The sequence below is a fragment of the Thauera sp. K11 genome, from assembly GCF_002354895.1.
Lineage (GTDB): Bacteria > Pseudomonadota > Gammaproteobacteria > Burkholderiales > Rhodocyclaceae > Thauera > Thauera sinica.
The window spans coordinates 3,039,166-3,062,328 of the sequence record NZ_CP023439.1 but is presented as its reverse complement, the minus strand read 5'-3'; the positions used below and the strand labels follow the sequence as shown (position 1 = coordinate 3,062,328).

Genomic DNA, 23,163 nt, shown 5'->3' with positions numbered 1-23,163 from the left:
TTGATTCGAGCCGGGAACCCGGCCCGGAGCTCGTGGCTTCCGGCATGGCTGCCGGGCCCTCCATGCAACTATCGGGCCCGGCAGCCGGGATGCCGCGGGGCATCCCCCGGGGCCGGATCGCTCCGGCCTTGCGCCTCAGTTGGGCAGGGCGAAGATCGTCAGCGAACCGCCGAGCTGCGTGTAGTCGGCCAGTTCGCGATAGCCGCCCACCGCGCCCAGGCCCTCGGTCGGCTTCTCCAGCCCTGCCGCCATGCCGATGCCGGCCCAGCCGCCGATGCCCGAGAACACGCCGATGTACTGCTTGCCCTTGTGCTCATAGGTGAACACGTTGCCGATGATGCCCGACGGCGTCTTGAACTTGTACAGCTCCTTGTTGATGTTCTTGGCATCGACGCACTTCAGGTAGCCCTCGAGCGTGCCGAAGCACGAGAGGCCGCCCGCGGTGTTGAGCGCGCCGCTCCACACCGAGAACTTCTCCGGCTTGGACTGCACGATCTTGCCCTTGCCCGCGTCCCATGCGATGAAGTTGCCCATGCCGCCGTGGCTGTCCGGCGTCGGGAACATGGACAGCGTCGCGCCCACGTACGGTTGTCCGGCGACATAGCTCACCTCGAACGGTTCGTAGTCCATGCAGACATGGTTGGTCGGTACGTAGAACAGCTTGGTGTTCGGGTCGAACGATGCCGGCTGCTGGTCCTTGGAACCGAGGGCCGCCGGGCAGACGCCCTTGGTGTTCACGTCGGGGCCGTTCTGCCCGGTGGAGTACTTGGCGACGACCTGCGGGCGGCCAGTCTTCATGTCGACGTGCGTCGCCCAGTTGACCTTCGGATCGTACTTCTCGGCCACCAGCAGTTCGCCGCTGACGCGGTCCAGCGTGTAGCCGAAGCCGTTGCGGTCGAAGTGGACCAGCGCCTTGGTCGGCTTGCCCTTCACGTCGATGTCGGCAAGGATCATCTCGTTGATGCCGTCGAAGTCCCACTCGTCGTGCGGCGTCATCTGATAGACCCACTTGGCCATGCCGGTGTTCATGTCGCGGGCCATGATCGTCATCGACCACTTGTTGTCGCCGGGGCGCTGCGACGGGTTCCACGTCGACGGGTTGCCGGTGCCGTAGTAGACCGTGTTGGTCGCCTTGTCGTAGCTGTACCAGCCCCAGGTCGTGCCGCCGCCGATCTTCCACTGGTCTCCCTTCCAGGTCTTCAGCGAAGAATCCTTGCCGACCGGCGCCATCTTGCCGTCCGTCCAGGTCACGGTCTTGTCCGGATCGATCAGCATCTCGTTGTCGGGGCCGGTGCTGTAAGCCTTCCATACCAGCTTTCCGCTGTTGATGTCGTAGGCGGCGACGAAGCCGCGCACGCCCCATTCGCCGCCGGAGATGCCGGTCAGGACCTTGTCGCCGAACACGTGCGGCGCGTTGGTATTGACCGCGCCCAGCTTCGGATCGCCGTTGACCGCGCTCCAGATCTGCTTGCCGGTCTTGGCATCCAGCGCGACCAGGGTGGAGTCGGCCTGCTGCAGGAAGATCTTGCCTTCGGCATAGGCGAGGCCGCGGTACACCGTGTCGCAGCACATCTGCGCGATCACCGACGGGTCCTGCTTGGGCTCGTAGCGCCAGACGATCTTCTGCGTATCGAGGTCCATGGCGAAGACCTTGTTCGGGAACGGCGTATGCAGATACATCATGCCGTCGATGACGAGCGGCGAGCCCTCGTGTCCGCGCAGCACGCCGGTGGAGAAGGTCCATGCGACCTGCATCTTGCCGACGTTGCCCGTGTTGATCTGCTTCAGCTTGCTGTAGCGCTGGTTGAACATGTCGCCGGCCTGCATCGCCCAGTTCTTCGGGTTGGCGATCTTCGATTCCAGGTCGGCGTTGGCCAGCGCGACGCCGGGAAGAGCCAGCGCCAGCGAGGCGGCGAGAACGGTCGGTGCAAGCCGTGCAGGTGTTCCGGAACGTTTCATTTTTTGTCTCCTCTCTTTATGAACAACATGCGACATCGCCACATGAAAAGACCGGAGGCCCCGCCGCGGCATGCGGAGCGCGGGTTCCAAACGACAGCAGCCATGTCGATGCAAAGCCTGTGCCAGAATCCGCAGATGGGCGGCCGGAGCGGAAAGCGACTGACCAGGCCGGGAAAAATGCCCGGGTGCGGATCCGGTGCCGAATGTGCCGGAGAAGTGTTCGGCGCTTTGCTGCAAAGTGGGGCAAGTGCTACTTTTTGATACAGGAATGCGTGTGGCGGCATCGATCGGCAGTGACGCATCCGGACGCATCCGCGTGGCGGTTGCGGCCATGTCGGCCCGCATGATGGCGGAATCGGTCGCCCGCGGCGGCGGCGCGGTGGTGGCGCTCGATCTCTTCGGCGACGGCGATACGCGCGCGGCTGCGGAGGCGTGGCACGGCATCGGCAGCGCCGGGGCGCTGCGCTTCGACGATGCGGCCTTCCTCGATGCGCTCGCGCTGCTGGCGCGCCAGAACGACGTGGCGGGCTGGGTGGCGGGCAGCGGCTTCGAGGCGCGGCCGGACCTGATCGCGCGCGGCGCCTCCGTCCTGCCGCTCTTCGGCAATGCGCCGGAGCTGGTGCGGCGGGTCCGCACGCCGGGCTGGTTCTACCCCTGGCTTGCGGCGCGGCAGGTGCCGCATGCCGAGGTGAGCATCTCCCGGCCCGCGCAGCCGGAGGGCTGGCTGGCGAAGGATGCGCGCGCCTGCGGCGGCTGGCACGTGCGCCCGGCGGCGGCGGCCGGGCCGGCGTGCGGCGTCGGGCGCTACTTCCAGCGGCGGATCGAGGGCATGCCGCTGTCGGTGCTCTTTCTCGCCGATGGGCGGGACTGGCGCATCGCCGGCATCGCGCGGCAGATCGTCCGCCCGCTCGGCGGGCATGCCTTCGTGTATCGGGGCGGGGTGGGGCCGGTCGGCCTGCCGCCGCCAGCGCAGGAAGCATTGGCGGCGATGCTGGATCGCGTCGTGCCGGGACTCGGCCTGATCGGCCTGAACGGCATCGATTTCGTGCTGCGGGCCGGGGAGCCGGTGCTGATCGAACTCAACCCGCGGCCGACCGCGAGCGTCGCGCTGTTCGACCGCTGCGTGAACGGGGGCTGATGCTGGCGCACGTGGCGGTGTGCCGGGGGACGGCGCCCGGCGAACTGGCGTTCGTGCCGTCACGGGGCGTGTGCGGCAGCGAAGTGGTGTTCGCGCGGCGTGCCGGGCGCGTCGATGCGGCATGCTCGGCGTGGATGGCGGGCCGCGGCTGGTGCCGCGATCTGCCGGCCGCCGGCACGCCGCATGGGAGCGGCGACCCGGTGTGCAGCGTGAGCGCCGACGGCGAGTGCGTGGAGGAGGTCGAGCATCTGCTGGCCGGGCGCCGCCGGGAGGTGCTGGACAGGCTGGCGGAGGTTGCCCCTTCGCGGCGATGCGGGCCGGAAGGCACGGACTGAAGGAGGACGAGGACATGGCACAGTGGCGCAGCAAGGAAAAGGATGAACCCTATGGCGAGGACGAGATCAAGGCACGCCTCGCGGCGGAACTGCCCGAGTGGTATTACGAGAACGGCTGGATCCGGCGCAAGTACAGGACCGGCGGCTGGAAGGGGACGCTGATGGTGATCAACACCGTGGGCCATCTGGCCGAGGCGGCGTTTCATCACCCCGACATCGCCGCCTCCTACGCCTTCGTGATCGTCAAGCTCATGAACCATGCGGCCAAGGGTGTCACCGACAAGGATTTCGAACTGGCGAAGAAGATCGAGGAGGTCGTGATGTGGCAGCCGGGCAAGGAAGGCGGTGCATTGGAGGGGACGCCCGACGACCCCCGTTTCAGCTACATCAAGTACCGCTGATGGTTTTTCCTACACTTTCCGACGATGGGTCGTCCGGCGGCCGGGCGAACGGTGCAGGGGACCTCTACCGGGATGCCGACGCCGCCTATCTGTGGGCCTGCATGCGGGACGTGGCGGTGTTCAAGCCGGGCAACGTGAGCCTCGCATCGGCCGGGCACGGCATGGCGGCCGTGCAGTTCCTCTCCAGCGCGGCGGCGTCGGCCGGGCCGCTGCTGCGCACCGGCGCGCCGGTCGGCGCGCGCATCGAGGGCGCCGTCGTCGCCACGCGCGCGGTGGCCGGCTGCAACACCAACCTGGGCATCGTGCTGCTGTGCGCGCCGGTGGCGCTTGCCGCCGAGCGCGCGGCGGCGAAGGGCGAGGCGGCCCTGCTCGGGGCGCTGGGCGGGGTGCTGGACGGGCTCGACGTCGCCGATGCGTGCGCGGCCTACCGCGCCATCGCCCTGGCCAGTCCGGGGGGGCTGGGCAATGTGGGCGAGCAGGACGTGTCGGTGCCGCCGACCATGGACCTGAAGTCTGCCATGGCGCTCGCCGCCGACCGCGACATGATCGCGCGCCAGTACGCCCGGGGCTTCGACGACCTGGCGATCGCGGGCCTGCGCCCCTTCCTGCGCGAGACCGATGTCGGCGGCGACCTCGCTGCGTGCGTGCAGCGGCTCTTCCTGCGCTTTCTGTCGGCCTTTCCCGACTCGCACATCGTGCGCAAGTCCGGGCTGCCGGCGGCGCGCTCGGTGCAGGCCGAGGCCGCGCCCTGGCTGGCGAGGCTCGAGCGCGATGAGTCGGCGGGCTCATGCGCCGCCTTCACGGCCTGGGATGCCTCGCTCAAGCAGCGCGGGCTCAACCCCGGCACCAGCGCGGACCTGACCGTGTGCACCCTGTTCATGGCGGCGCTGCTCCGCCCCGCGCTGATCGGCCGCCGGGCGCGGAAGGCATGAGACGGGACGCATGAGACGGGCCTGCGGCGGACCCGTGCCGCCCGCGCCGGCCGGCGGGCCGTGGAGTGGACTGGATCTTGCTGAGCGGCTGGGCCGCCCACGCAACATCGATCGCCCGAGGATTGCCGCAAGATGTCTCCCGATGCCGCACTCACACGCCGAACCCGCGAGATGATCCGCCAGGTGGCCCATGCGCCCGGCCCCGATGCGCTGATCGTCGATGCGCCGGCGCGGCTTCATCTGGGCTTCATGGACCCGGGCGGAAGCCTCGGCCGGCGCTACGCCAGCCTCGGCCTCGTCATCGGCGGGCTGAATACCCGCATCGGCATCGCCGCGGCCGCGCACAACCGGGTGGAGGTCGCCGCCGGCGTCGATGCGGCCGAGTGCGAACGCCTGCAGCGCCATCTCGACACGCTGCAGGCCCGCACCGGACGCGACCTGCCGCTGCGGGTGACGCTGCTGCGCGCGCCGCCGGCCCATTCCGGCTTCGGTTCCGGCACGCAACTGGCGCTGGCGCTGGGCCATGCCTTCGCGCGTCATCACCGGCTCGACATGGGCAGCGCCGACATCGCCGGGCTGCTCGGCCGCGGCGAGCGCTCCGGGGTGGGCATCGCCGGGTTCGACCGCGGCGGCCTGCTGCTCGACTGCGGCCCGGGCGCCGACGGCTCGGCCGCGCCGCTGGTCTCCCGTATCGAATTTCCCGAGGCGTGGCGGGTCGTCCTGGTGCTGGACGGACGCGCCACCGGCCTGTGCGGCAGCGCCGAACGCGAGGCCATGGCGGCCCTGCCGCCGTTTCCTCGCGAGCGGGCGGCCGACATCTGCCACCAGGTCCTGATGCGGGTGCTGCCCGGCGCCATCGAACGCGACTTCGCACCCTTCGCCGAGGGCGTGAGCGCCATCCAGCGCCTGATGGGCGGCTATTTCGCCCCGGCGCAGGGCGGTTCGATGTACACCAGCCGGGCGGTCGGGCGCGTCATCGACTGGATTTCGCGCCATCGGCTCGCCGCGGTGGGCCAGAGTTCCTGGGGGCCGACGGGGTTCGCCATCCTGCCCGGCGAGGACGAGGCCGAGCGTGCGGTCGACGCGGCGCGCGGCGCGGGGGTCGTCGATCCGGCCCTGCGCATCCTGATCGCGGGCGGGCGCAACCACGGCGCGCGGATCTGCGCCGCGGCCGACTTCCGGTCCGATCCGGGCGATTGAGCCGCACCGCGCACGGTCCGCGCAGGCGGGCCGGCGCCGGCTTCTTCTTTCAATCCAGAGGGATGCAACGATGGAACGCACCTACATCCTGCACATGTTCACGCCGGGCAGGCAGATGAGCCCGTTCGACATCAACATGGCCGTCGACGCCGGCTACCAGGTCGTCGTGCCGTATTGCGGGGTCGTTGCCGGCGACGTCGCCGGGCTGACGCAGGACGCGATCTTCTCGCGCGGCCCCAAGGGGGTGAAGGCGACCGGCATCTTCATCGGCGGGCGCGACGTGCTGCTCGCCGCCGACATGCTGGAGAGTGCGCGCAAGGCGATGGTGCCGCCGTTCGAGGTGTCGGTCATCGCCGACCCGAGCGGTTCCTACACCACCGCCGCGGCGCTTGTCGCCTGCGTCGAACGCCAGTTGCAACGCAGCCACGACACCGATTTCGCCGGCAAGCGCGTGCTGATCCTGGGAGGGAGCGGGACGGTGGGGCGCATCGCCGGCGTGCTCGCGGCGGGCCTCGGCGCCGAGGTCACCCTGGCCAGCCACCGCGATGCGGCGACCGCGCAGGAGGCGGCGAAGGCGACCGGCGAGCGCTTCGGCTGCAGGCTCGACGGGGCCGGGCTCCCCGGGCCGCAGGCGCGCCGCGAGGCGCTCGCGCAGGCCGACGTGGTGCTCGCCACCGCGGCGGCCGGCGTGCAGGTGGTGAGCGTGGACGAGCGCGCCGCCGCCGTCCGCCTGCTGGTGGCGGCCGACGTCAATGCGGTGCCGCCCGAAGGCATCGCCGGCGTCGGCGTCATGGACGACGGCAAGGCGCTGGCGGACGGCCGCGCGGTGGGGATCGGCGCCCTGGCGGTCGGCAACGTCAAGTACCAGACCGAGCACCGCTTGCTGGCGGCGATGCGCAATGCGGAAAAACCGCTGTATCTCGGCTTTCGCGAGGCGTTCGCCAAGGCGCGCGAGATCGTGGCGGAGAAGGGTTGAACGGCAAGGGCGGACGGCAGCGGGGTGGCGCGGTGCGGATGGCGCCGCCGCGGCGAGATCAGGACAGGCAGATGGCGGAGCAGGCACATGGGTGACGGCGGACAGGACGGGTGGGGCGGGCTCAGCGTCAATCGGCTGGCGGCGCCGCGCGTGGCGGCGCTGCTGGATGGGGCGGGCCCGCTCGGGTTGCGGGTGGAGCGGCTGGAGGACGGCGTGACGCTGGTCGATGCCGGCATCGACGCGCCGGGCAGCGTGGCCGCGGGCGTGGCGATCGGCGAGATCTGCATGGGCGGGCTGGGTTCGGTGAGGCTGTCCGCGCGCGCCGCGGACGGCTGGCCCGACTGGCTGGAAGTGGCCAGCCCGCAGCCCGTCCTCGCCTGCCTGGCGAGCCAGTACGCGGGCTGGAGCCTGTCGGCGGGCAAGGAAGAGGCCGGCGGGCGGAAGTTCTTCTCGCTCGGCTCCGGGCCGGCGCGCGCGCTGGCCGGCCGCGAAGAGCTGTTTGCCGAACTGGGCTACCGCGACCGGCCCGACGACGGTGCGCCGGTGGCGCTGGTGCTCGAGGTCGATCGCCGCCCGCCCGCGGTGGTGATCGACAAGATCCTGCGCGACTGCGCTCTCGCGCCTCGGCAACTGGTTCTGGTGCTGACGCCCACGTCCAGCCTGGCGGGCACCACGCAGGTGGTGGCGCGGGTGCTGGAAGTGGCGATGCACAAGGCACACGAACTCGGTTTCGCGCTGCACGACATCGTCGATGGCAGCGCGTCGGCGCCGCTGCCCGCCCCCAGCCCGGACGGTGGCATCGCCATGGGGCGGACCAACGACGCGATCCTGTACGGCGGCCGCGTCCACCTGTCGGTGCGCGGCAGCGACGAGGCGGCGCACGATCTGGCGCTGCGCCTGCCGTCGCTGAATTCGCGCGATTACGGCCGCTCGTTCGCGGACATCTTCCGCGACTACGAATACGACTTCTACAAGATCGATCCGGCGCTCTTCGCCCCGGCCGAAGCGTGGGTCAGCAACCTCGACAGCGGCCGCACCTGGAACGCCGGCAGCCTGAACATGGCCCTGCTGCGCAGCCTGTGGCTGGAGGAATCGTGATAGGGAGCCGGCCGTGCTCCCGCCCGCCCGTCCGGCGGGGCATGCCTCCGCCCGCGGGGAGGGTGTCGCGCAGCGGCGGGAGGGCGGCCCGGTGAGCACCGGCGCCGTGCCGCGCCCGCGGGTGGCGATCTTCACCGACGAGACCGGCTGGCACACCCGCCGGCTGCAGCGCGCGCTGGCGCGCCGGGGCTTCGAGGGGCGCTGCGTGGATCTCGCGCAGTGCCGCTTCGAAACCGGCGTGCCGGGCCATGGCCTGGTGATTCCGGGCTTCGGACGCGACCTTCCGGTGGCCGCCATGGTGCGCGGCATCGCCGGCGGCAGCCTGGAGCAGATCACCAAGCGCCTCGGCATCCTGCATGCGCTGCGCGAGCTGGGCGTGCCGGTGTACAACGATGCGCGGGCCATCGAGCGCAGCGTGGACAAGTCGATGACCAGCTTCCTGCTGCAGAAGGCGGGGGTGGACTCGCCCCCGGCCTGGGCGCTGGAGGACGAGGCGCAGGCACGCCGCATTCTGATGCGCGAGGCGTCGGCCGGGCGCAGCCTCGTGCTGAAGCCGATGTTCGGCTCGCAGGGCAAGGGGCTGATGCGTGTCGGCATGGTCGATGGCGTGTCCGTGCCGCTGCCGGACCCGGGCCGCCATGGTGGTCTGATCTACCTGCAGCGCTTCGTGCCGCAGGCCCGGGTGCCGGGTTTCGACTGGCGCGTCCTGGTGATGGGCGGCCAGGCGGTGGCGGCGATGAGGCGCGTCAGCGAGCACTGGGTGCGCAACGTCGCGCAGGGTGCCCGGTGCGTGCCTTGCGGGCTGGAGCCCGGCATCGCCGACCTCGCCCGGCGCGCGGCCCGTGCGCTGGACATGGACTACGCCGGCGTCGATCTCGTGCCCGACCCGGCCGTGCCGGCCGGCGCGCAGGTGATCGAGGTCAATGGCGTGGCGGCGTGGCGCGGCCTGCAGAAGGTGACGCCGTTCGATATCGCGCAGGCGCTGGTCGACGACCTGCTGGAGCGCCGCCTGGGCATGGGCAAGCTGCGTGCGGAGTCGTCGCAGGCCGGTTGAAGGACGGCGATTCCTCTTGCTGCGGCGAGCCCCGGCCGGAACGTGGCGATGCGCCCCGGCTTTTCCTGGCTCATCGCGTCCTTTCCGGGAAGGCACGGCGGGCGTTTTTTCGCCGCAATGCGGTGTCACGGAACGCTACACTTGTTGAATCCGCCTGTTCCGTTTCGATGCAACGGCCGGCGGGGCGGCCTTCGCCGGTGCGGATCGGGTTCGGTTCCGCGCGTATGCCGCGGTTCCGGTCCGCGGCGGGCGGGCTGGCACGAATCCTGTATCGCATGGACGGGTATCGGATTGCCGACGGGCGTCCGAATATCGGACTTCCCGCCCTTGGGGGGCCGAACATTTCTACGAGGAGAAGATGAATGGCGAAGATCGATCGGATGATGGTGGGCGAGTCCCTTGTCGGCGACGGCAACGAAGTGGCGCATATCGACCTGATCCTGGGGCCGCGCGGCAGCGCTGCGGAAACCGCTTTCGCGCATACGCTGACCAACAACAAGGACGGCTTCACCTCGCTGCTCGCGGTGGTGGCACCCAACCTGCTGTGCAAGCCGGCCACCGTCATGTTCAACAAGGTCACGATCAAGGGTGCCAAGCAGGCGGTGCAGATGTTCGGCCCGGCGCAGCGCGCGGTCGCGCTGGCGGTGGCGGACAGCGTCGAGGACGGCACCATTCCGGCCGATGAGGCCGACAACATCTTCGTCTGCGTCGGCGTGTTCATCCACTGGATGGCGGAGGACGACGCCAAGATCCAGGAGTACAACTACCGCGCGACGCGCGAGGCGATCAAGCGTGCGGTGACGGGCGAACCGTCCGCCGCCGAAGTGCAGGCGAAGAAGGGCAGTTCCGCCCACCCGTTCGCGGCCAAGTGAAGAGCCGGTGCCGCGCGCTGCCGCGGCACCGCGGCGAAAGAAAGCCGAAGCGGCGCTTCGGCTTTCTTTTTTCTGCGGCGGGGCGCACGCCGGGGCATTGGCCGGCGGGGCCGCGCGGCGTCAGCGGCCGCGGCCGCCGGGCACCATGCCCGAGGCCAGCAGGCTCAGCACTTCGGCGTCGCGCCGCGGCGCGGCGGGTTCGCGGTGGGCGCGGCGGCGCTCGATCAGCACGCCCACGCCTTCCACGTCGTCGAACTTGCGCGGCTTGGTGATGCCCACCCGCACCCAGTGCGCGCCGAAACGGCCCAGCAGCAGGTTGGCGACCCCTTCGGCGAAGGCTTCGAGCAACTGGTGGCGGTGATGCCGCAGCAGTTCGCGCAGGGCGCCGCGTACTTCGCCGTAGTCGATCGTGTCGCCGATGCGGTCGGTGTCGCATGCCAGGCTGCGCGGCACGCCGGCCGCGAGGTCGATGCGCAGCGGCTGGGGGCGGTCGAGTTCATCATGGTGGATGCCGATGACGGTCTCGCCGACGAAGCCGTGGATGAAGATGACGTCCAGCGGCGCCTCGCCGCCGCGGCCGGCGGGCGCCGGGTCCACCGGGAAGAAATGCGGCATCGGCTGGCTGGCGGGGATGTTGGTCACTGTGGGCTCCTGGCGGGTGGGTGCGGGCGGCGGATGTTCTCAGACCTTCGGCTCTTTAGCGAGAAACGGGCCAGGGCTTGCGGCGGAGGGGGCGGCATGGGCATGCTTGTTGCCTCCGTACGAAGCTCCCTCGCCGCCGCGGCCCATTCCGCGGGTTTCCCGAGGGAGGAATCCTGCCCCGGCGAACGCGCCCGTGCGCCACGGGCACGCAAGCCAGCACCCAGAGACACCGCCGGAACCCATCGATGCCGCGACGAAAGCCCGATTCGGACGAACTGCACCCCACCGGCGGCACGGCCGGCGATTTCCGCCGCCGCAGCCGCTTCGCGTGGGCGGTGACCGGCTCCGGCCATCATCTGGTGGAGTGCATGGAACTCGCCTTCCGCCTGCCGGATCTGGATCTCTTCCTGTCGGCGGCGGCCGAGGAGGTGCTGCCGCTGTACGACTACCGCATCGATGCGCTGAAGGTGCGCTGCCGGGTGTTCCGCGACAGGACGGCAAGCTCGGTGCCGGTCGGCATGCTCTACGACGACATCTACCACACCGTGGTGATCGCGCCCGCCACCAGCAACACCGTGGCGAAGTGCGCCTTCGGCATCTCCGACACGCTGCCCACCAACATCTTCGCCCAGGCCGGCAAGCTGGAGATTCCGGGCATCGTGCTGGCCTGCGACACGCAGCCGGTGGTCGTGACCCCGAGCCCGCGCGAGTGGGTGGAACTCAAGCCGCGCAACATCGAACTCCAGAACGTCGAACGGCTGCGCGCCGTCGATCACGCGGTGGTGGTCGAGGACCCGCAGGCGCTGCAGCGGGCGCTGCAGGCGCGGCTGGACGAACTCGGTCTGGCATGGAACACATCGTCTTCCTGACCGGCCGCCTGGCGCAGCGCAACCTGGAAAAGGTTCTGGCCGGCATGCAGCCGCCGTCATTCACCTGGGAAGTGCGCGAGATCGGCCTGCAGGTCGCCGGCCTGATGACGGCCGACATGATCCGCCGCCGCGTCGAGGCGCCGGTGCGGGCGGACCGCATCATGGTGCCGGGACGCTGCCGCGGCGACCTCGATGCGCTGTCGGCGCATTTCGGCCTGCCGGTGGAGCGCGGGCCGGAAGAGCTGAAGGACATTCCGCGCCACTTCAATCGCGCGGCGCAGCATGCGGACCTGTCGGCCCACGACATCCGCATCTTCGCCGAGATCGTCGATGCGCCCCGGCTGGCGGTGCCCGCCATCCTGGCAAGAGCGCGGGTGCTGGCAGCCGACGGCGCCGACGTGATCGACATCGGCTGCCTTCCGGCCACGCCCTTCGGCCATCTCGAGGAAGTGGTGGCGGCGCTGAAGGCGGAGGGCTTTTGCGTCAGCGTCGACTCCATGGATGCGCAGGAACTGCTGCGCGGCGGCCGCGTCGGCGCCGACTACCTGCTCAGCCTCACCGTCGACACGCTGTGGCTGGCCGACGAGACCGACGCCGTGCCGGTGCTGATCGCGCGCGGGCTGCAGGACGAAGCCTCGCTCCATGCCGCGGTCGACGCCATGCTGCGCAAGGGCAGGCCCTTCCTCGCCGACGCCATCCTCGACCCCATCCCCTTCGGTCTGCTCGCCTCGCTGTGCCGCTACCAGCGCCTGCGCGAGCGCTATCCCGGCATCGACATCATGATGGGGGTGGGCAACGTCACCGAACTGACCGAGGCCGACACCAGCGGCATCAACGCGGTGCTGTTCGGCATCGCCGCCGAGCTGCGCGCCGGCGCGGTGCTGACCACGCAGGTCAGCGGCCATGCGCGGCGCGCGGTGAAGGAGGCGGACGTGGCGCGGCGCGTCATGTACGCCGCGCGCGAGCACCAGTCGCTGCCCAAGGGCTACACCGACGAATTGATGACGGTGCATGCCAAGCGCCCCTTCCCCGACAGCGACGCCGAGATCGCCGAGACGGCCGCCGCGGTGCGCGACCCGAACTTCCGCGTGCAGGTGTCGGACTCCGGCCTGCACGTGTACAACCGCGACGGCATCCGCCGCGGCACCGACCCCTTCGCGCTGTGGCCGCAACTCGGCCTGGACGGCGATGCCGGCCACGCCTTCTACATGGGCGTGGAACTGGCCCGCGCCGAGATCGCCTGGACGCTGGGCAAGCGCTACGCGCAGGATCAGCCGCTGGATTGGGGCTGCGCCGCCGCCCGCCAGGCCCAGGACTTGCTGCATCAATGCGCACCGGGGCCGACGAAGAAGAGCCGCGGCGCCCATCCGCAGCCGCGTGCGGAGGCCGCGCCGGGCGAGGCGCCCGCGACGCCGCCCGCCAGCAAGGAAACCGAACCCGATGCCGATGATCTTTGAAACCCTGGTGACGACGCAGTCCGCCGCCGGCGCGGTGCATCTGGCGCCGATGGGCGTGCGCTACGAAGGCGGCGAGGTGGTGCTGATGCCGTTCAAGCCCTCGGCCACGCTGGACAACATCCTCGCCACCGGCTGCGCGGTGCTGAACCTGACCACCGACGTGCGCGTGTTCGCAGGCTGCGTCACCGGGCGGCGCGACTTCGCCACCGTGCCGCTGGCGGATTTCGCCGGCCGGCGGCTGGCAGGTGCGCTGGCCCACGTCGAACTCGAACTGCTGCGCCACCGGGACGACGCGCTGCGCCCGGTGCTTTGCATGGCGCGCCGGCGCGAGGTCACCCACGCCGCCTTCGCCGGCTTCAACCGCGCGCAGGCGGCGGTGATCGAAGGCGCGGTGCTGGTGAGCCGGCTCGGCATGCTGCCGCGCGACAAGGTGGAGCGCGAGATGGGCTACCTGCAGATCGCCATCGACAAGACCGCCGGCCCGGCCGAGCTGGAAGCCTGGCGCTGGCTCGTCGAGGCGGTGGAGCGGCACCGCGGCGGCCCGTCGGCGGAGGCGGCGTGATGCGGATGCTCGTCAGCGTGCGCGACGGTGCCGAAGCGCTGTGCGCCGCCGGCGCCGGCGCGGACTTCATCGACCTCAAGGAACCGGCGGCCGGCGCGCTGGGCGGGCTCGCGCCGGCGCGCATCCGCGACATCGTCGCCGTGCTGCGCGCCCGGCATCCCGGCACGACGATCAGCGCGACCATCGGCGACGTTCCGGTAGACGACGGCGAGACCATCCTGCGCCGGGTGGATGAGGTGGGCGGCTGCGGGGTCGACCTGGTCAAGGTGGGCGTGCCCGGCTGCGGCGGTCCGGCGGCGCGCATGCTGCTGCGCCGGCTCGGCGCCGCGGCATGGCCGGTGGTGCCGGTGTTCCTGGCCGACGACGGCATCGACGGCGAGCTGTTCGGCGCCGCCTGTGCCCGGCCTTTTCCCGCGCTGATGCTCGACACGCAGGGCAAGTCCGCCGGCAGCCTGTTCGACTTCGTGGCGATGCCGGAGCTTGCCGCGCTGATCCGCCTCGCGCGCGCGGCCGGCAAGCCGGTCGGCCTCGCCGGTGCGCTGCGCGAGCCCGATCTGCCCGGCCTCCTGGCACTGCAGCCGGATTTCGCCGGCTTTCGCAGCGCGGTGTGCGACGGCGCGCGCACCGGCACGCTGGCCGGCGAAAAGGTCCGCGCGCTGCGCAAGGCGCTGTGCGACGGCCATGCGCAGGCTGTCGCGCCGGCGGCCGGGGGGCGTCCGGCCGAGTTGCAGCAAGCGCCGTAGGAGCCGGCAGCAACGGTTCGACTGCCGCCCTCCCGGCTCGGGTGGCTGCCGGCGTCGCCCATGGCTGGAGGCTGCGGTCGTCGGGTGGGGCGTCCGTTCCGCTGCGTCCCGCCCGGTCCGCCGGGGCGGGTCCGTGCCGCCGCACCGCTCCGGCCGGCTGCCAGGGGAACGCGCCGCGCCCTACGACAGCTCGTCGTGCCCGTGCTCGCCGCACAACGCCGCGCGCAGCGTTTCGGCGCCGCCGCGTTCGAGCAGGGTGATGCGGCCGCGCGTCTCGCGGGCCAGCGCGGGAAAGCGCCGGTCGACGATGCCGGCGGCAGACAGCGCGTCCCAGTCCGCCGAGGCGGGCAGGGAGCAGGATTTCACCAGGATCACCCGCCCGGCATCGAGCCGGCCGCCGAGCCACAGTGCCAGACTGTCGGAGGTGACGTCCCAGCTCGTCAGCGCATCGGCCTCGTCGCGCAGCAACTCGAAGGGCTGCCAGATCGCGGCGCGGCCGGCAGCCAGCGCGGTGCGGATCTCCGGCACGCTGCGGGCGAGGACCAGCGCCGGACACAGGCCGTGCAGCAACTGGCCGAACTGCGCCATGCCGAGCACCGCCATGTTGTGCGCGGCCACGTCGTCCAGCGGCCAGACGGCCTGCGCCGCGCGCGCCGCATCGGCGAACGGGCCGCCGCCGGGGATGACGGCGACGCGTCCGCCGCCATGGGCGGCGATGATCCCGAGCCAGGAGGGCAGCAGCGGATCGCGTGCGAGACTGCCGCCGAGCTTGACGACCCAGCTCACCGGCCGGTCCTCCTGCCGCCATGCGACGGCCGGCCGGCCTTGCACTGCCGGTGGCCCGTTCCGCAGGCGCAAAGCGGTGTCTCCGGCTCCATCCTCCATGGGGAGGATGGGCGCTCCTTCCGGGCGGTCTGGATGGCGGGGCTCACTGGACCTGCGGTGTGAGTGCCTCCGGGCGGCCGTGCGGGGGCACTCATGGAACCTGGCGGCCGAACAGCACGGCGACCGCCACGCTCGGCGCGCAGGTCGCCACCCACTTGCGGCAGCCGGGGGCGGCGTCGATCAGTGCGTCGAACGGCAGGAAGGGCCGTCCCAGGCGTTCGGCCAGTGCGCGCGCCAGGAACAGGCCGCAGCCGGCGCCGACGACCGGCACCGCGGTGGCCGGGCCTTCCGCCGCATCGCGGGCAGGCGGGTGGTCGCCCGTTTGCGCGCCAAGGCGCGAGGCGGGCTGCGGGAAGAGGCGGTCGACGCGGCGCAGGTTGCGGGCGATCTCGGCGACCATGGCATGCCGCCAGCCGTGCGCGAGGTCGTGCCAGTCGGCCGCGGCGGCCTCGCGTGCGTCGCGGCCTATCATGCGTGCCAGCCGCTGGCAGGTGGCGGCGGGGTCCTTGCCGCCGCCGTCGGCGGGCGGGTACTGGTCGTGGTCGGGGTCCAGCTCGCCGGTGAGCCGGAAGACGTCGGCGGTGGTGGCGAAGAACTCGTTCATGACGTTGCCGGGCGTGCCGCGGAAGGCGATGCGGCGCGCCACCGCACACAGCGGGGTGCGCACCACGCCCAGGTAAACCAGTTCGCCCGTCCGCAGGCGCGCGGCGTCGGTGCGCCCGGCGGGCGACGGATGGCCGGCGATGACGGGGATGAGGTCGGTGGTGGTGCTGCCGATGTCCACCAGCAGGGCATCGGGCCGGCCCAGTCCGACCATCTGCGCGGTGGCGAGCCAGTTCGCCGAGGCAATGCGATCCCAGCAGCCGGCGACCTCGTCCGCCCCCGTCCAGCCGTCCTCGCCGGCGAAGAAACGGACGCCGGGGCCGAGCCGCTCCGCCAGCCGCCCGGCGATCTCCAGCACCCCGGCCTCGCGGTTCGGAAACAGGTCGGCCATCTCCGCCGTCATCGTCACCGCGTGGCGCGCCGGCCCGAAGGCCGGCCAGCGCTCGCGGGCGGCGGCGATCGCCGCGTCCAGATGCGCGAGCCCCTGCCACATCGGCGCCGGCCATTGCACGATGTCGGCGACGCGGCCGCCGGCCAGCAGGCAGGCTTTGACGTGCGCGCCGCCGACGTCCCAGCCGATGACGGGGGACGCGGCGGACGACGTGGTGCCGGCACCTGCGCTCACCGGGACGTCCACCCGTCCGGGCAGGGGAAAGCACCCGCCGCATTGCCGCCGGAGGGTTGCGCGGCCGCCGCGCTGCGGGTATCGGAGGCGAGGATCCCGGCGGCGAGGTTGCGGCCGATGCGGGCGGACAGGCCGACGTAGGCGCAGGTCGGCCGCGGGTTGATCTCGATGACCACCGGCTGGCCGCCGGACGTCCACACCAGGTCGATGCCGACGAATCCGGCCAGCCCGGGCACTGCCGCATGGACGGCGTGCGCCAGCTCGCCGAGCACCCGGCCACGTGCGCCGCCGGGCGCCTCGATGCCGACGTCCACGCCGTGGTAGCCCAGCTTGCCGTCCGCGCCGAGGCGGATGCGCTGGCGGTTGATGCACAGCAGTTCGGCTCCGCGGCTGCCGCACAGCAGGGACAGGCTCAGCGGCTCGCCGTCGACCCAACGCTCCAGCGCGAACGGCCGCCCGCTTGCCGCATGCGCCGTGAATGCGGCGCGGGCGGCGTCGAAGCCGGCATGGCGGCGCGTATCCTGCGCGCCGGCGCCGTCGTCGGGCTTGACGATCCAGGCGCCATCCGGATGCGGCCTTGCCTCGCCAGGCTGCCAGCCGTCCGGTACGGCGATGCCGTGGGCGGCGAGCCGCATGCGGGTCGCCGTCTTGCTGCCGCACAGCGCGATGGCACCGGCATCGCAGCCGGCCCAGCGCGCGGGGCCGACCGCGCGGCACAGCCCGGCGAGGATGCCGTCGGTCTCGGGGGCGACGACCCACACCCGGTCGAAGCCCGGCGAGACCCGCGCGAGAAAGGCGGCCGGCGTCTCGTCCGGCATCGCGCGCAGCGTGGCGCAGCCCGGGGCCGCGGAGCGTGCGGATGGCGCGCGGGCGGCATCCGAGCTACGCGGCGGGCATGCGGCGCCGTGCCGTACGGGGCGTTCGTGCGCGGTGTCGCGGCCCTCCGGTGAGGCTGCGGCCGCCGGCAGCGGAAACGGCGCGGCCGCGCTGTCGGCCACGCAGACCCGGTATCGCCCTGCCGCCAGCAGGTCGGCAGCGATCGCGTCGCGCATGGCGATGCCCTGCAGCAGCAGCGGCTCGCCCGCATCGCCGTCGTCGGGCGGCACGCCATGGCCGCCGGTGGATGCGCCGGTGCTAAGCTGCACGCCCGCTCCGGCGGCGCTGATGAATTCGTAGACGAGGATGCGTGGGAGCGGTCGTTCAGTCATGGTCATGCAAATCATACCGGTAGTGGATCTGATGAAAGGGCAGGTGGTGCGCGCGGTGCGCGGCCTGCGCGGCGAGTACCGGCCGGTCGTGTCCGCGCTGTGCGCCGGCAGCGATCCGGTGCGGGTGGCGCAGGCGCTGTGCGGCTATGCCGGCGCCGATACGCTGTACGTGGCCGACCTCGACGCGCTGACGGGCGGCACGGCGCAGGCGGCGGTGATCCGCGACCTGCTCGCCGCGCTGCCGGGGGTGAGTCTCTGGCTGGATGCGGGCTTTGCCGATGCGGCCGCGTTCGACAGGCTGCGCGACGTGCTCGGCGAGGATGGAGCAAGAGTCGCGCCGGTTTTCGCCAGCGAGGCGCTCGCCACGCCCGGGGCCGCGTGCGCCAGCCTGGCGGACAGGTCCGGCGCCATCCTGTCGCTGGACCGCCGCGGCGGGCGGAGGATGGACCCGGCCGGTTGCTGGGACCGCCCCGAAATCTGGCCGGAGCGGGTGATCGTCATGACGCTGGATCGCGTGGGCTCGTTCGACGGGCCGGACCTCGGGACGCTGCGCGACTGCGCCCGCCGCGCGCCGCGGGTGACGCTGATCGGCGCCGGAGGCATCCGCGACGAGGCCGATCTGCGCACTGCGCAGGCGGCGGGCGCCAGCGCCTGGCTGACCGCTTCGGCGCTCCACGACCGCCGCATCCCGCCGCGTGCGCCAGCGGCGGGGCAAGGCACGGATTGAGAGCCCGCCCCGTTGGCACACGATTTGCAATGGAGAGCGCCATGAACGCCTCTACCCAAGCCCCGAATCCGGCCTCGACCGGCGGTTCGCCGCAGGACTGGACCTGTCCGTTCTGTTCGCTGCTGTGCGACGGCTTCGGTGTCGAAGTCCGGCAGGGCAGCCTGCGGCTGGTCGGCAGCGACTGTTCCAAAGCGGTACAGGCGCTGGCGGGTTTCGATGCGCCGCGCCCGGCTCCGGCCCTGGTGGACGGCCGGCCCGTCGCCGCCGAAGCCGCGCTCGATGCCGCCGCGGATAGGCTGGCCACCTGCCGCCTGCCGCTGTTCGGCGGCCTCGCCACCGACGTTGCCGGCATGCGCGCGCTGTACCGCCTGGCCAACGCCGGCGGCGCCATCCTCGACCACGCCCGCGGCGACGCGCTGATGCACGTGCTGCGCGCGCTGCAGGACCGCGGCCAGATGTTCTCGACGCTGGCCGAGATCCGCAACCGCGCCGACCTCGTCGTCTGCATCGGCACCGATGCGGCGACCGGCTTTCCCGAGTTCTTCCGCCGCTCTGCGCCGGTGGAAGGGGCCGGTTTCGCACGGCGCGTCGTCTTCGTCGGCGCGCAGCCGCCGGCCGCGCCCGGGCTGGAGGGGCTGCAGGTGCAGCACCTGGACCCGGCGGGGGACCTGTTCGATACCGTCGCGATGCTGGCGGCGCTGGTCGATGAGCACCGGCCGCCCGCGCCCGACGCCGCGCTGGCGGATCTGGCGCAGATGATGCGTGCCGCCCGCTACTGCGTGGTGGTGTGGGAGCCGGGCCGCCTGCCGCCGCAGGGGGCGCTCATCGCCGAGGCGTTGCTGCGCATCGTGATGTCGCTCAACCGCGGGACGCGCGCTGGAGCCTTCATCCTCGGCGGCGCCGACGGAGCGCAGACGGCCAATGCGGTCACCACCTGGATGTCCGGCCTGCCGCTGCGCACCCGCGTCGGGCCGCACGGCGTCGATCACGATCCGCTGCAGTACGCCACCGCGCGGCTGCTGGAAGAGGGCGCGGTCGACCTGCTGCTGTGGGTCGCGAGTCTGGGACCGGACCTCGGGCCGCCGGCGACGTCGCTGCCGCGCATCGTGCTCGGCCATCCGGCCCTGGCGGCAGCCTGCGGCGGCAGGGGCGTCGTCTTCATCCCGGTGGCCACCCCCGGCGTCGGCGCCGGGGGTCACATGTTCCGTGCCGACGGCGTGGTGACGCTGCCCGTGCGCGCCGTGCGCGACGACGGCCTGCCGACGGTGGCGGACGTCGCCGCGGCGCTGGAAGCGCGCCTCGCCCTGCGCCGCCTGGCCGCGGAGGGGACGCCGTGAGCGCACTGTTTTGCACCTGCGGAACGGGTCGGCCGTGCAAGGCCGCCCCGCCGCCGCGCAGCGACGGGAGGGCGATCCGGTGAGCACGATCCGGCTCAAGGGCGGCAGGGTGTATGACCCGGCCAACGGCGTTGATGGCGAGGTGCGCGACGTCGGCATGCGCGATGGCCGCATCGTCGCGCTGGATGCGCAGGAACGCGCCGACCATGAGTACGACGTTTCCGGCTGCGTGGTGATGGCCGGCGGCATCGACCTGCATACCCACATCGGCGGCGGCAAGGTGAACCTCGCGCGCATGATGCTGCCCGAGGACCACCGCGCCAACCGCGAGCGCGACTCGATGCTGGAACTGGCCTCGGGCGGCTGCTGCACCCCCGGCACGCTGGAGACCGGCTACCGCTACGCGCAGATGGGCTATACCGCCGCCTTCGAGCCGGCGATGCTGGCGGCCAACGCGCGCCACGCCCACATGGAGATGGGCGACACGCCCATCCTGGACCACGGCGCCTACGTGATGCTGGGCAACGAGGAACTGTTCCTCGAGATGCTGGCGCGCGGCGAGGATTTCGAGCGCATCCGCGACTACGTCGCCTGGTCCATCGACGCCAGCAAGGCGATGGGCGTGAAGGTGGTGAACCCGGGCGGCATCTCCGCCTTCAAGTTCAACCAGCGCAAGCTCGACGTCGACGAGAACCATGCGCACTGGCAGGTCAGCCCGCGCCGGGTGGTGAATACGCTGGCACGGGCACTGTTCGAACTGGGCGTGCCGCATCCGCTGCACATCCACGCCAGCAACCTCGGCGTGGCGGGCAACATCGAATCCACGCTGGCCACCATCGATGCGCTCGACGGCCTGCCCGGCCACCTGACGCACATCCAGTTCCACAGCTACGGCAGGGAAGGGCCGAAGAAGTTTTCGTCGGCCACGCGGCAGCTCATCGACAAGGTCAGGGCGTCGCCGAACGTCAGCATCGACGTCGGGCAGATCATCTTCGGCCAGACGGTGACGGCCTCCGGCGACACCATGCGGCAGTTCGCCAACGCCGGCCTGGGCAGCCCGCGCAAGTACGTCGGTGGCGACATCGAGTGCGACGCCGGCTGCGGCGTGGTGCCCTTCCGCTACCGCGAGCAGAGCTATGTGAACGCGCTGCAGTGGGCGATCGGGCTGGAGATCTTCCTGCTGATGGACGATCCCTGGCGGGTGGTGCTGACCACCGACCATCCCAACGGCGGACCGTTCACCAGCTACCCGCACCTCATCAGGCTGCTGATGGACAAGTCGTTCCGCGACGGGCAGCTCGCGCGCCTGCATCCCGACGTGGCGGCGTCGGTCGACCTGCGCGAGATCGGCCGCGAACTGAGCCTGTACGAGATCGCGATCATGACCCGCGCCGCGCCGGCGCGCCTGCTCGGCCTTGCCGACCGCGGCCAGTTGGGCGTCGGCGCCGCGGCCGACGTCGCGGTGTATCGCGAGGACGCCGACCGCGAGGCAATGTTCGCGACGCCCGAGTACGTGTTCAAGGACGGACGGCTGGTCGCGCGCAAGGGCCGCATCGAGGCGGTGCCGGTGGGCGGCACGCACTTCCTCGAGACCGAATTCGATGCGGGCATCGAGAAGACCATCGCACGGTACGCCGAACGCCACCTCAGCGTGAGCTACCGCAACGCCAGGATAGGCCGCGACGAACTGTGCTCGTGCGCCAACGGCGGCGCGCTGCTGGCGTGCAAGGTACACGGCAGGAGGAACGGATGAGCGCGCAGCCGGACGCGATGCCGGGCGCGCTGGTGCGCAACGGCGTGACGATAGACCCGACCTTCGCCGAAGCCTTTCCGATGAAGGCGACGAGGGTGCTGATCACCGCGCACGACGAGACCTGGGCACGCCACGCCGCGGTGTCGATGACCGGCTTCGCCACCTCGGTGATCGCCTGCGGCTGCGAGGCCGGCATCGAGCGCATGCTGGCGCCGGACGAAACGCCGGACGGCAGGCCCGGCGCGTCGGTGCTGCTGTTCTCGATGTCCGGCAAGGAGCTTGCCAGGCAGCTCGAACGCCGCGTCGGCCAGTGCGTGCTGACCTGCCCGACCACCGCGATCTACGCCGGGCTGGAAGAGGGCGAGCCGGTCGCGCTGGGGCGGAATCTGCGCTTCTTCGGCGACGGCTGGCAGATCTCCAAGATGATCGACGGCAGGCGCTACTGGCGGGTGCCGGTGATGGACGGCGAGTTCGTCGCGCAGGAGACGACCGCGGTGGTGAAGGCGGTGGGCGGCGGCAACCTGCTGCTGCTGGCGCGCGATACCAGCACCGCGCTGGCCGGCGCACAGGCGGCGGTCGAGGCGATGCGGGCGGTGCCCGGCGTGATCATGCCCTTCCCCGGCGGCGTGGTGCGTTCGGGCTCCAAGGTCGGCAGCAAGTATGCGTCGCTGATGGCGTCCACCAACGATGCCTTCTGCCCCGCGCTGATCCCGCTGGCGAAGAGCACCGAGCTGGATGCGCAGACCCGCTGCGTGATGGAGATCGTCATCGACGGGCTGACCGAGGCCAACGTCGCGGCGGCGATGGGCGCCGGCGTCGAAGCGATCGTCGCACGGGGCGCCGCGGCCGGGGTGACGCGGATTTCCGCCGGCAACTACGGCGGCAAGCTCGGGCCTTTCCATTTCCATCTCCACCGGCTGCCGGGCATGGAGGGGCGGGCATGAGCGCGGCCTCGGGTTTCCGCCTGCGCCTGCGGGCGCAGCCCGCCTTCCGGGTGGATATGAGTCCGGTGCTGCCCGCCGCCCTGGCCGGCAGCAGCGCCGCCGACGTCGCGCGCATCGCACTGCGCCACGGCAACGATCACCTCGCGCTGGGCGAACTGTTCGACGTCGGCGCCCTGGAAACCGGCGCGCCCGAAGTGCGCCTGGAGGGCGACCTGGCCCGCTTCGACCGCATCGGCCAGGGCATGGACGGCGGCCGCCTGAGCGTGGCCGGCAGCGTCGGCGACTACCTGGGCGCCGCCATGCGCGGCGGCGGGATCGCGGTGGATGGGTGCGCCGGGCATCTGGCGGCCTGCGAGATGGCCGGAGGCCGGCTGGAGGTGCGCGGCGACGTCGGCGACTTCGCCGCCGGCGCATTGCCCGGCAGCATGGACGGCATGCGCGGCGGCACGCTGGTGGTGCGCGGCAATGCCGGCGCGCGCCTGGGTGACCGCATGCGGCGCGGCACGGTGCTGCTGCTGGGCGACGCGGGCGATTTCTGCGCCTCGCGCATGGTGGCCGGCACCATCGCGCTCGCCGGCCGCACGGGCGCCCACTGCGGCTACGGCATGCGGCGCGGCACGCTGGTGTTCTGCGGGCCGGCGCCGGAGGTGCCGGCGACTTTCGCCGGCACCGCGCACGACGTCCGCGTGTTCTGGGCCCTGCTGTCGCGCAGCCTCGCCGCGCAGGACGCCGCCTTCGCCGGCCTGGCGGCGCGCCGGCCGCAGCGCGTGGTCGGAGATCTCGCGGCCGACGGCAAGGGCGAGTGGCTGATCGCCGGCTGATCCGCCAGCCGCCGGCCTGCGC

The 23,163-nt window shown here is 72.0% G+C and carries 23 protein-coding genes; 18 read left to right on the top strand and 5 right to left on the bottom strand.

Annotated features, from left to right (window positions below; translation table 11 throughout):
* Positions 1-135 precede the first annotated feature (135 nt).
* A complete protein-coding gene (locus tag CCZ27_RS13285; RefSeq protein ID WP_096448880.1) occupies positions 136-1,959 on the bottom strand; it encodes a methanol/ethanol family PQQ-dependent dehydrogenase in 1,824 nt (607 codons plus the stop codon).
* Positions 1,960-2,233: 274 nt separating this feature from the next.
* Here CCZ27_RS13285 and CCZ27_RS13280 point away from each other — a divergent pair, with 274 nt between their 5' ends.
* From CCZ27_RS13280 to fae, 9 genes are all read left to right on the top strand, one after another.
* Entirely contained in the window at positions 2,234-3,097 is an 864-nt protein-coding gene (locus CCZ27_RS13280; RefSeq protein ID WP_157748580.1) for an ATP-grasp domain-containing protein, read from the top strand.
* A complete protein-coding gene (locus tag CCZ27_RS13275; protein ID WP_096448876.1) occupies positions 3,097-3,432 on the top strand; it encodes a hypothetical protein in 336 nt (111 codons plus the stop codon). Before CCZ27_RS13280 ends, CCZ27_RS13275 begins: the two co-directional genes overlap by 1 nt.
* Positions 3,433-3,446: 14 nt before the next feature.
* A complete protein-coding gene (locus tag CCZ27_RS13270; RefSeq protein ID WP_096452547.1) occupies positions 3,447-3,833 on the top strand; it encodes a 4a-hydroxytetrahydrobiopterin dehydratase in 387 nt (128 codons plus the stop codon).
* On the top strand, positions 3,833-4,765 hold the full coding sequence (locus tag CCZ27_RS13265) for a triphosphoribosyl-dephospho-CoA synthase (RefSeq protein WP_096448874.1): 933 nt from the start codon (positions 3,833-3,835) through the stop codon (positions 4,763-4,765). Before CCZ27_RS13270 ends, CCZ27_RS13265 begins: the two co-directional genes overlap by 1 nt.
* A gap of 132 nt (positions 4,766-4,897) precedes the next feature.
* Positions 4,898-5,965, top strand: a complete 1,068-nt coding sequence (locus tag CCZ27_RS13260) for a beta-ribofuranosylaminobenzene 5'-phosphate synthase family protein (RefSeq protein WP_232516398.1) — start codon at positions 4,898-4,900, stop codon at positions 5,963-5,965.
* 70 nt (positions 5,966-6,035) lie between these two features.
* Entirely contained in the window at positions 6,036-6,941 is a 906-nt protein-coding gene (locus CCZ27_RS13255; RefSeq protein ID WP_096448870.1) for an NAD(P)-dependent methylenetetrahydromethanopterin dehydrogenase, read from the top strand.
* An 87-nt stretch (positions 6,942-7,028) separates the two neighbouring features.
* A complete protein-coding gene (gene mch / locus CCZ27_RS13250) occupies positions 7,029-8,039 on the top strand; it encodes a methenyltetrahydromethanopterin cyclohydrolase (protein ID WP_096448868.1) in 1,011 nt (336 codons plus the stop codon).
* A gap of 91 nt (positions 8,040-8,130) precedes the next feature.
* Positions 8,131-9,093 carry an ATP-grasp domain-containing protein gene (locus CCZ27_RS13245; protein ID WP_232516397.1) on the top strand — a complete coding sequence of 321 codons (963 nt, stop codon included), beginning with the start codon at positions 8,131-8,133 and terminating at the stop codon, positions 9,091-9,093.
* A gap of 362 nt (positions 9,094-9,455) precedes the next feature.
* Positions 9,456-9,965: a formaldehyde-activating enzyme gene (gene fae, locus CCZ27_RS13240; protein ID WP_096448866.1), complete on the top strand. Its 510-nt coding sequence runs from the start codon at positions 9,456-9,458 to the stop codon at positions 9,963-9,965.
* 120 nt (positions 9,966-10,085) lie between these two features.
* Here fae and CCZ27_RS13235 read toward each other — a convergent pair whose 3' ends face one another.
* Positions 10,086-10,607 carry a dihydroneopterin aldolase gene (locus tag CCZ27_RS13235; RefSeq protein WP_232516396.1) on the bottom strand — a complete coding sequence of 174 codons (522 nt, stop codon included), beginning with the start codon at positions 10,605-10,607 and terminating at the stop codon, positions 10,086-10,088.
* Between the two features lie 245 nt (positions 10,608-10,852).
* Between CCZ27_RS13235 and CCZ27_RS13230 the strand changes: the two genes are divergently transcribed.
* The 4 genes from CCZ27_RS13230 to CCZ27_RS13215 are packed head-to-tail and all read left to right on the top strand — an operon-like array spanning position 10,853 to position 14,238.
* Positions 10,853-11,476 carry a flavoprotein gene (locus CCZ27_RS13230; RefSeq protein ID WP_096448864.1) on the top strand — a complete coding sequence of 208 codons (624 nt, stop codon included), beginning with the start codon at positions 10,853-10,855 and terminating at the stop codon, positions 11,474-11,476.
* Positions 11,455-12,933 (top strand): DUF6513 domain-containing protein, encoded by a 1,479-nt coding sequence (locus CCZ27_RS13225; RefSeq protein ID WP_232516394.1) that lies wholly within the window; start codon positions 11,455-11,457, stop codon positions 12,931-12,933. Before CCZ27_RS13230 ends, CCZ27_RS13225 begins: the two co-directional genes overlap by 22 nt.
* A complete protein-coding gene (locus CCZ27_RS13220) occupies positions 12,917-13,495 on the top strand; it encodes a DUF447 domain-containing protein (RefSeq protein ID WP_232516392.1) in 579 nt (192 codons plus the stop codon). Before CCZ27_RS13225 ends, CCZ27_RS13220 begins: the two co-directional genes overlap by 17 nt.
* Positions 13,495-14,238: a (5-formylfuran-3-yl)methyl phosphate synthase gene (locus CCZ27_RS13215; RefSeq protein WP_096448862.1), complete on the top strand. Its 744-nt coding sequence runs from the start codon at positions 13,495-13,497 to the stop codon at positions 14,236-14,238. The genes CCZ27_RS13220 and CCZ27_RS13215 overlap by 1 nt, the downstream gene beginning before the upstream one ends.
* 180 nt (positions 14,239-14,418) lie before the next feature.
* Here CCZ27_RS13215 and CCZ27_RS13210 read toward each other — a convergent pair whose 3' ends face one another.
* The 3 genes from CCZ27_RS13210 to CCZ27_RS13200 all read right to left on the bottom strand — a co-directional run bounded on the left by CCZ27_RS13210 (position 14,419) and on the right by CCZ27_RS13200 (position 17,559).
* The gene (locus tag CCZ27_RS13210; RefSeq protein ID WP_232516390.1) at positions 14,419-15,024 is read right to left on the bottom strand and encodes an amino acid kinase family protein; all 606 of its coding nucleotides are present in this window, start codon (positions 15,022-15,024) and stop codon (positions 14,419-14,421) included.
* A gap of 190 nt (positions 15,025-15,214) precedes the next feature.
* Positions 15,215-16,351, bottom strand: coding sequence for a hydantoinase/oxoprolinase family protein (locus CCZ27_RS13205; protein WP_232516388.1), 1,137 nt, complete (start codon positions 16,349-16,351; stop codon positions 15,215-15,217).
* The gene (locus CCZ27_RS13200; protein ID WP_157748578.1) at positions 16,348-17,559 is read right to left on the bottom strand and encodes an ATP-grasp domain-containing protein; all 1,212 of its coding nucleotides are present in this window, start codon (positions 17,557-17,559) and stop codon (positions 16,348-16,350) included. Before CCZ27_RS13200 ends, CCZ27_RS13205 begins: the two co-directional genes overlap by 4 nt.
* Positions 17,560-17,563: 4 nt before the next feature.
* Here CCZ27_RS13200 and CCZ27_RS13195 point away from each other — a divergent pair, with 4 nt between their 5' ends.
* From CCZ27_RS13195 to CCZ27_RS13175, 5 genes are all read left to right on the top strand, one after another.
* Positions 17,564-18,286, top strand: a complete 723-nt coding sequence (locus CCZ27_RS13195) for a HisA/HisF-related TIM barrel protein (protein ID WP_096452537.1) — start codon at positions 17,564-17,566, stop codon at positions 18,284-18,286.
* A 41-nt stretch (positions 18,287-18,327) separates the two neighbouring features.
* Positions 18,328-19,623, top strand: a complete 1,296-nt coding sequence (locus tag CCZ27_RS13190; protein ID WP_096452535.1) for a molybdopterin-binding domain-containing protein — start codon at positions 18,328-18,330, stop codon at positions 19,621-19,623.
* Positions 19,624-19,702: 79 nt separating this feature from the next.
* Positions 19,703-21,376, top strand: coding sequence for a formylmethanofuran dehydrogenase subunit A (locus CCZ27_RS13185; RefSeq protein WP_096452533.1), 1,674 nt, complete (start codon positions 19,703-19,705; stop codon positions 21,374-21,376).
* A complete protein-coding gene (gene fhcD, locus CCZ27_RS13180) occupies positions 21,373-22,320 on the top strand; it encodes a formylmethanofuran--tetrahydromethanopterin N-formyltransferase (protein ID WP_232516386.1) in 948 nt (315 codons plus the stop codon). Before CCZ27_RS13185 ends, fhcD begins: the two co-directional genes overlap by 4 nt.
* Entirely contained in the window at positions 22,317-23,141 is an 825-nt protein-coding gene (locus tag CCZ27_RS13175; protein ID WP_096448858.1) for a formylmethanofuran dehydrogenase subunit C, read from the top strand. Before fhcD ends, CCZ27_RS13175 begins: the two co-directional genes overlap by 4 nt.
* The last annotated feature ends 22 nt before the right edge of the window (positions 23,142-23,163 follow it).

Bases quoted from the DNA above. Each gene is read 5' to 3' on its own strand.
- CCZ27_RS13285 (WP_096448880.1), bottom strand. From the start codon at position 1,959: ATGAAACGTTCCGGAACACCTGCACGGCTTGCACCGACCGTTCTCGCC.
- CCZ27_RS13275 (WP_096448876.1), top strand. From the start codon at position 3,097: ATGCTGGCGCACGTGGCGGTGTGCCGGGGGACGGCGCCCGGCGAACTG.
- CCZ27_RS13270 (WP_096452547.1), top strand. From the start codon at position 3,447: ATGGCACAGTGGCGCAGCAAGGAAAAGGATGAACCCTATGGCGAGGAC.
- CCZ27_RS13265 (WP_096448874.1), top strand. From the start codon at position 3,833: ATGGTTTTTCCTACACTTTCCGACGATGGGTCGTCCGGCGGCCGGGCG.
- CCZ27_RS13260 (WP_232516398.1), top strand. From the start codon at position 4,898: ATGTCTCCCGATGCCGCACTCACACGCCGAACCCGCGAGATGATCCGC.
- CCZ27_RS13255 (WP_096448870.1), top strand. From the start codon at position 6,036: ATGGAACGCACCTACATCCTGCACATGTTCACGCCGGGCAGGCAGATG.
- mch (WP_096448868.1), top strand. From the start codon at position 7,029: ATGGGTGACGGCGGACAGGACGGGTGGGGCGGGCTCAGCGTCAATCGG.
- fae (WP_096448866.1), top strand. From the start codon at position 9,456: ATGGCGAAGATCGATCGGATGATGGTGGGCGAGTCCCTTGTCGGCGAC.
- CCZ27_RS13230 (WP_096448864.1), top strand. From the start codon at position 10,853: ATGCCGCGACGAAAGCCCGATTCGGACGAACTGCACCCCACCGGCGGC.
- CCZ27_RS13225 (WP_232516394.1), top strand. From the start codon at position 11,455: ATGGAACACATCGTCTTCCTGACCGGCCGCCTGGCGCAGCGCAACCTG.
- CCZ27_RS13220 (WP_232516392.1), top strand. From the start codon at position 12,917: ATGCCGATGATCTTTGAAACCCTGGTGACGACGCAGTCCGCCGCCGGC.
- CCZ27_RS13215 (WP_096448862.1), top strand. From the start codon at position 13,495: ATGCGGATGCTCGTCAGCGTGCGCGACGGTGCCGAAGCGCTGTGCGCC.
- CCZ27_RS13200 (WP_157748578.1), bottom strand. From the start codon at position 17,559: ATGACTGAACGACCGCTCCCACGCATCCTCGTCTACGAATTCATCAGC.
- CCZ27_RS13195 (WP_096452537.1), top strand. From the start codon at position 17,564: ATGCAAATCATACCGGTAGTGGATCTGATGAAAGGGCAGGTGGTGCGC.
- CCZ27_RS13190 (WP_096452535.1), top strand. From the start codon at position 18,328: ATGAACGCCTCTACCCAAGCCCCGAATCCGGCCTCGACCGGCGGTTCG.
- fhcD (WP_232516386.1), top strand. From the start codon at position 21,373: ATGAGCGCGCAGCCGGACGCGATGCCGGGCGCGCTGGTGCGCAACGGC.
- CCZ27_RS13175 (WP_096448858.1), top strand. From the start codon at position 22,317: ATGAGCGCGGCCTCGGGTTTCCGCCTGCGCCTGCGGGCGCAGCCCGCC.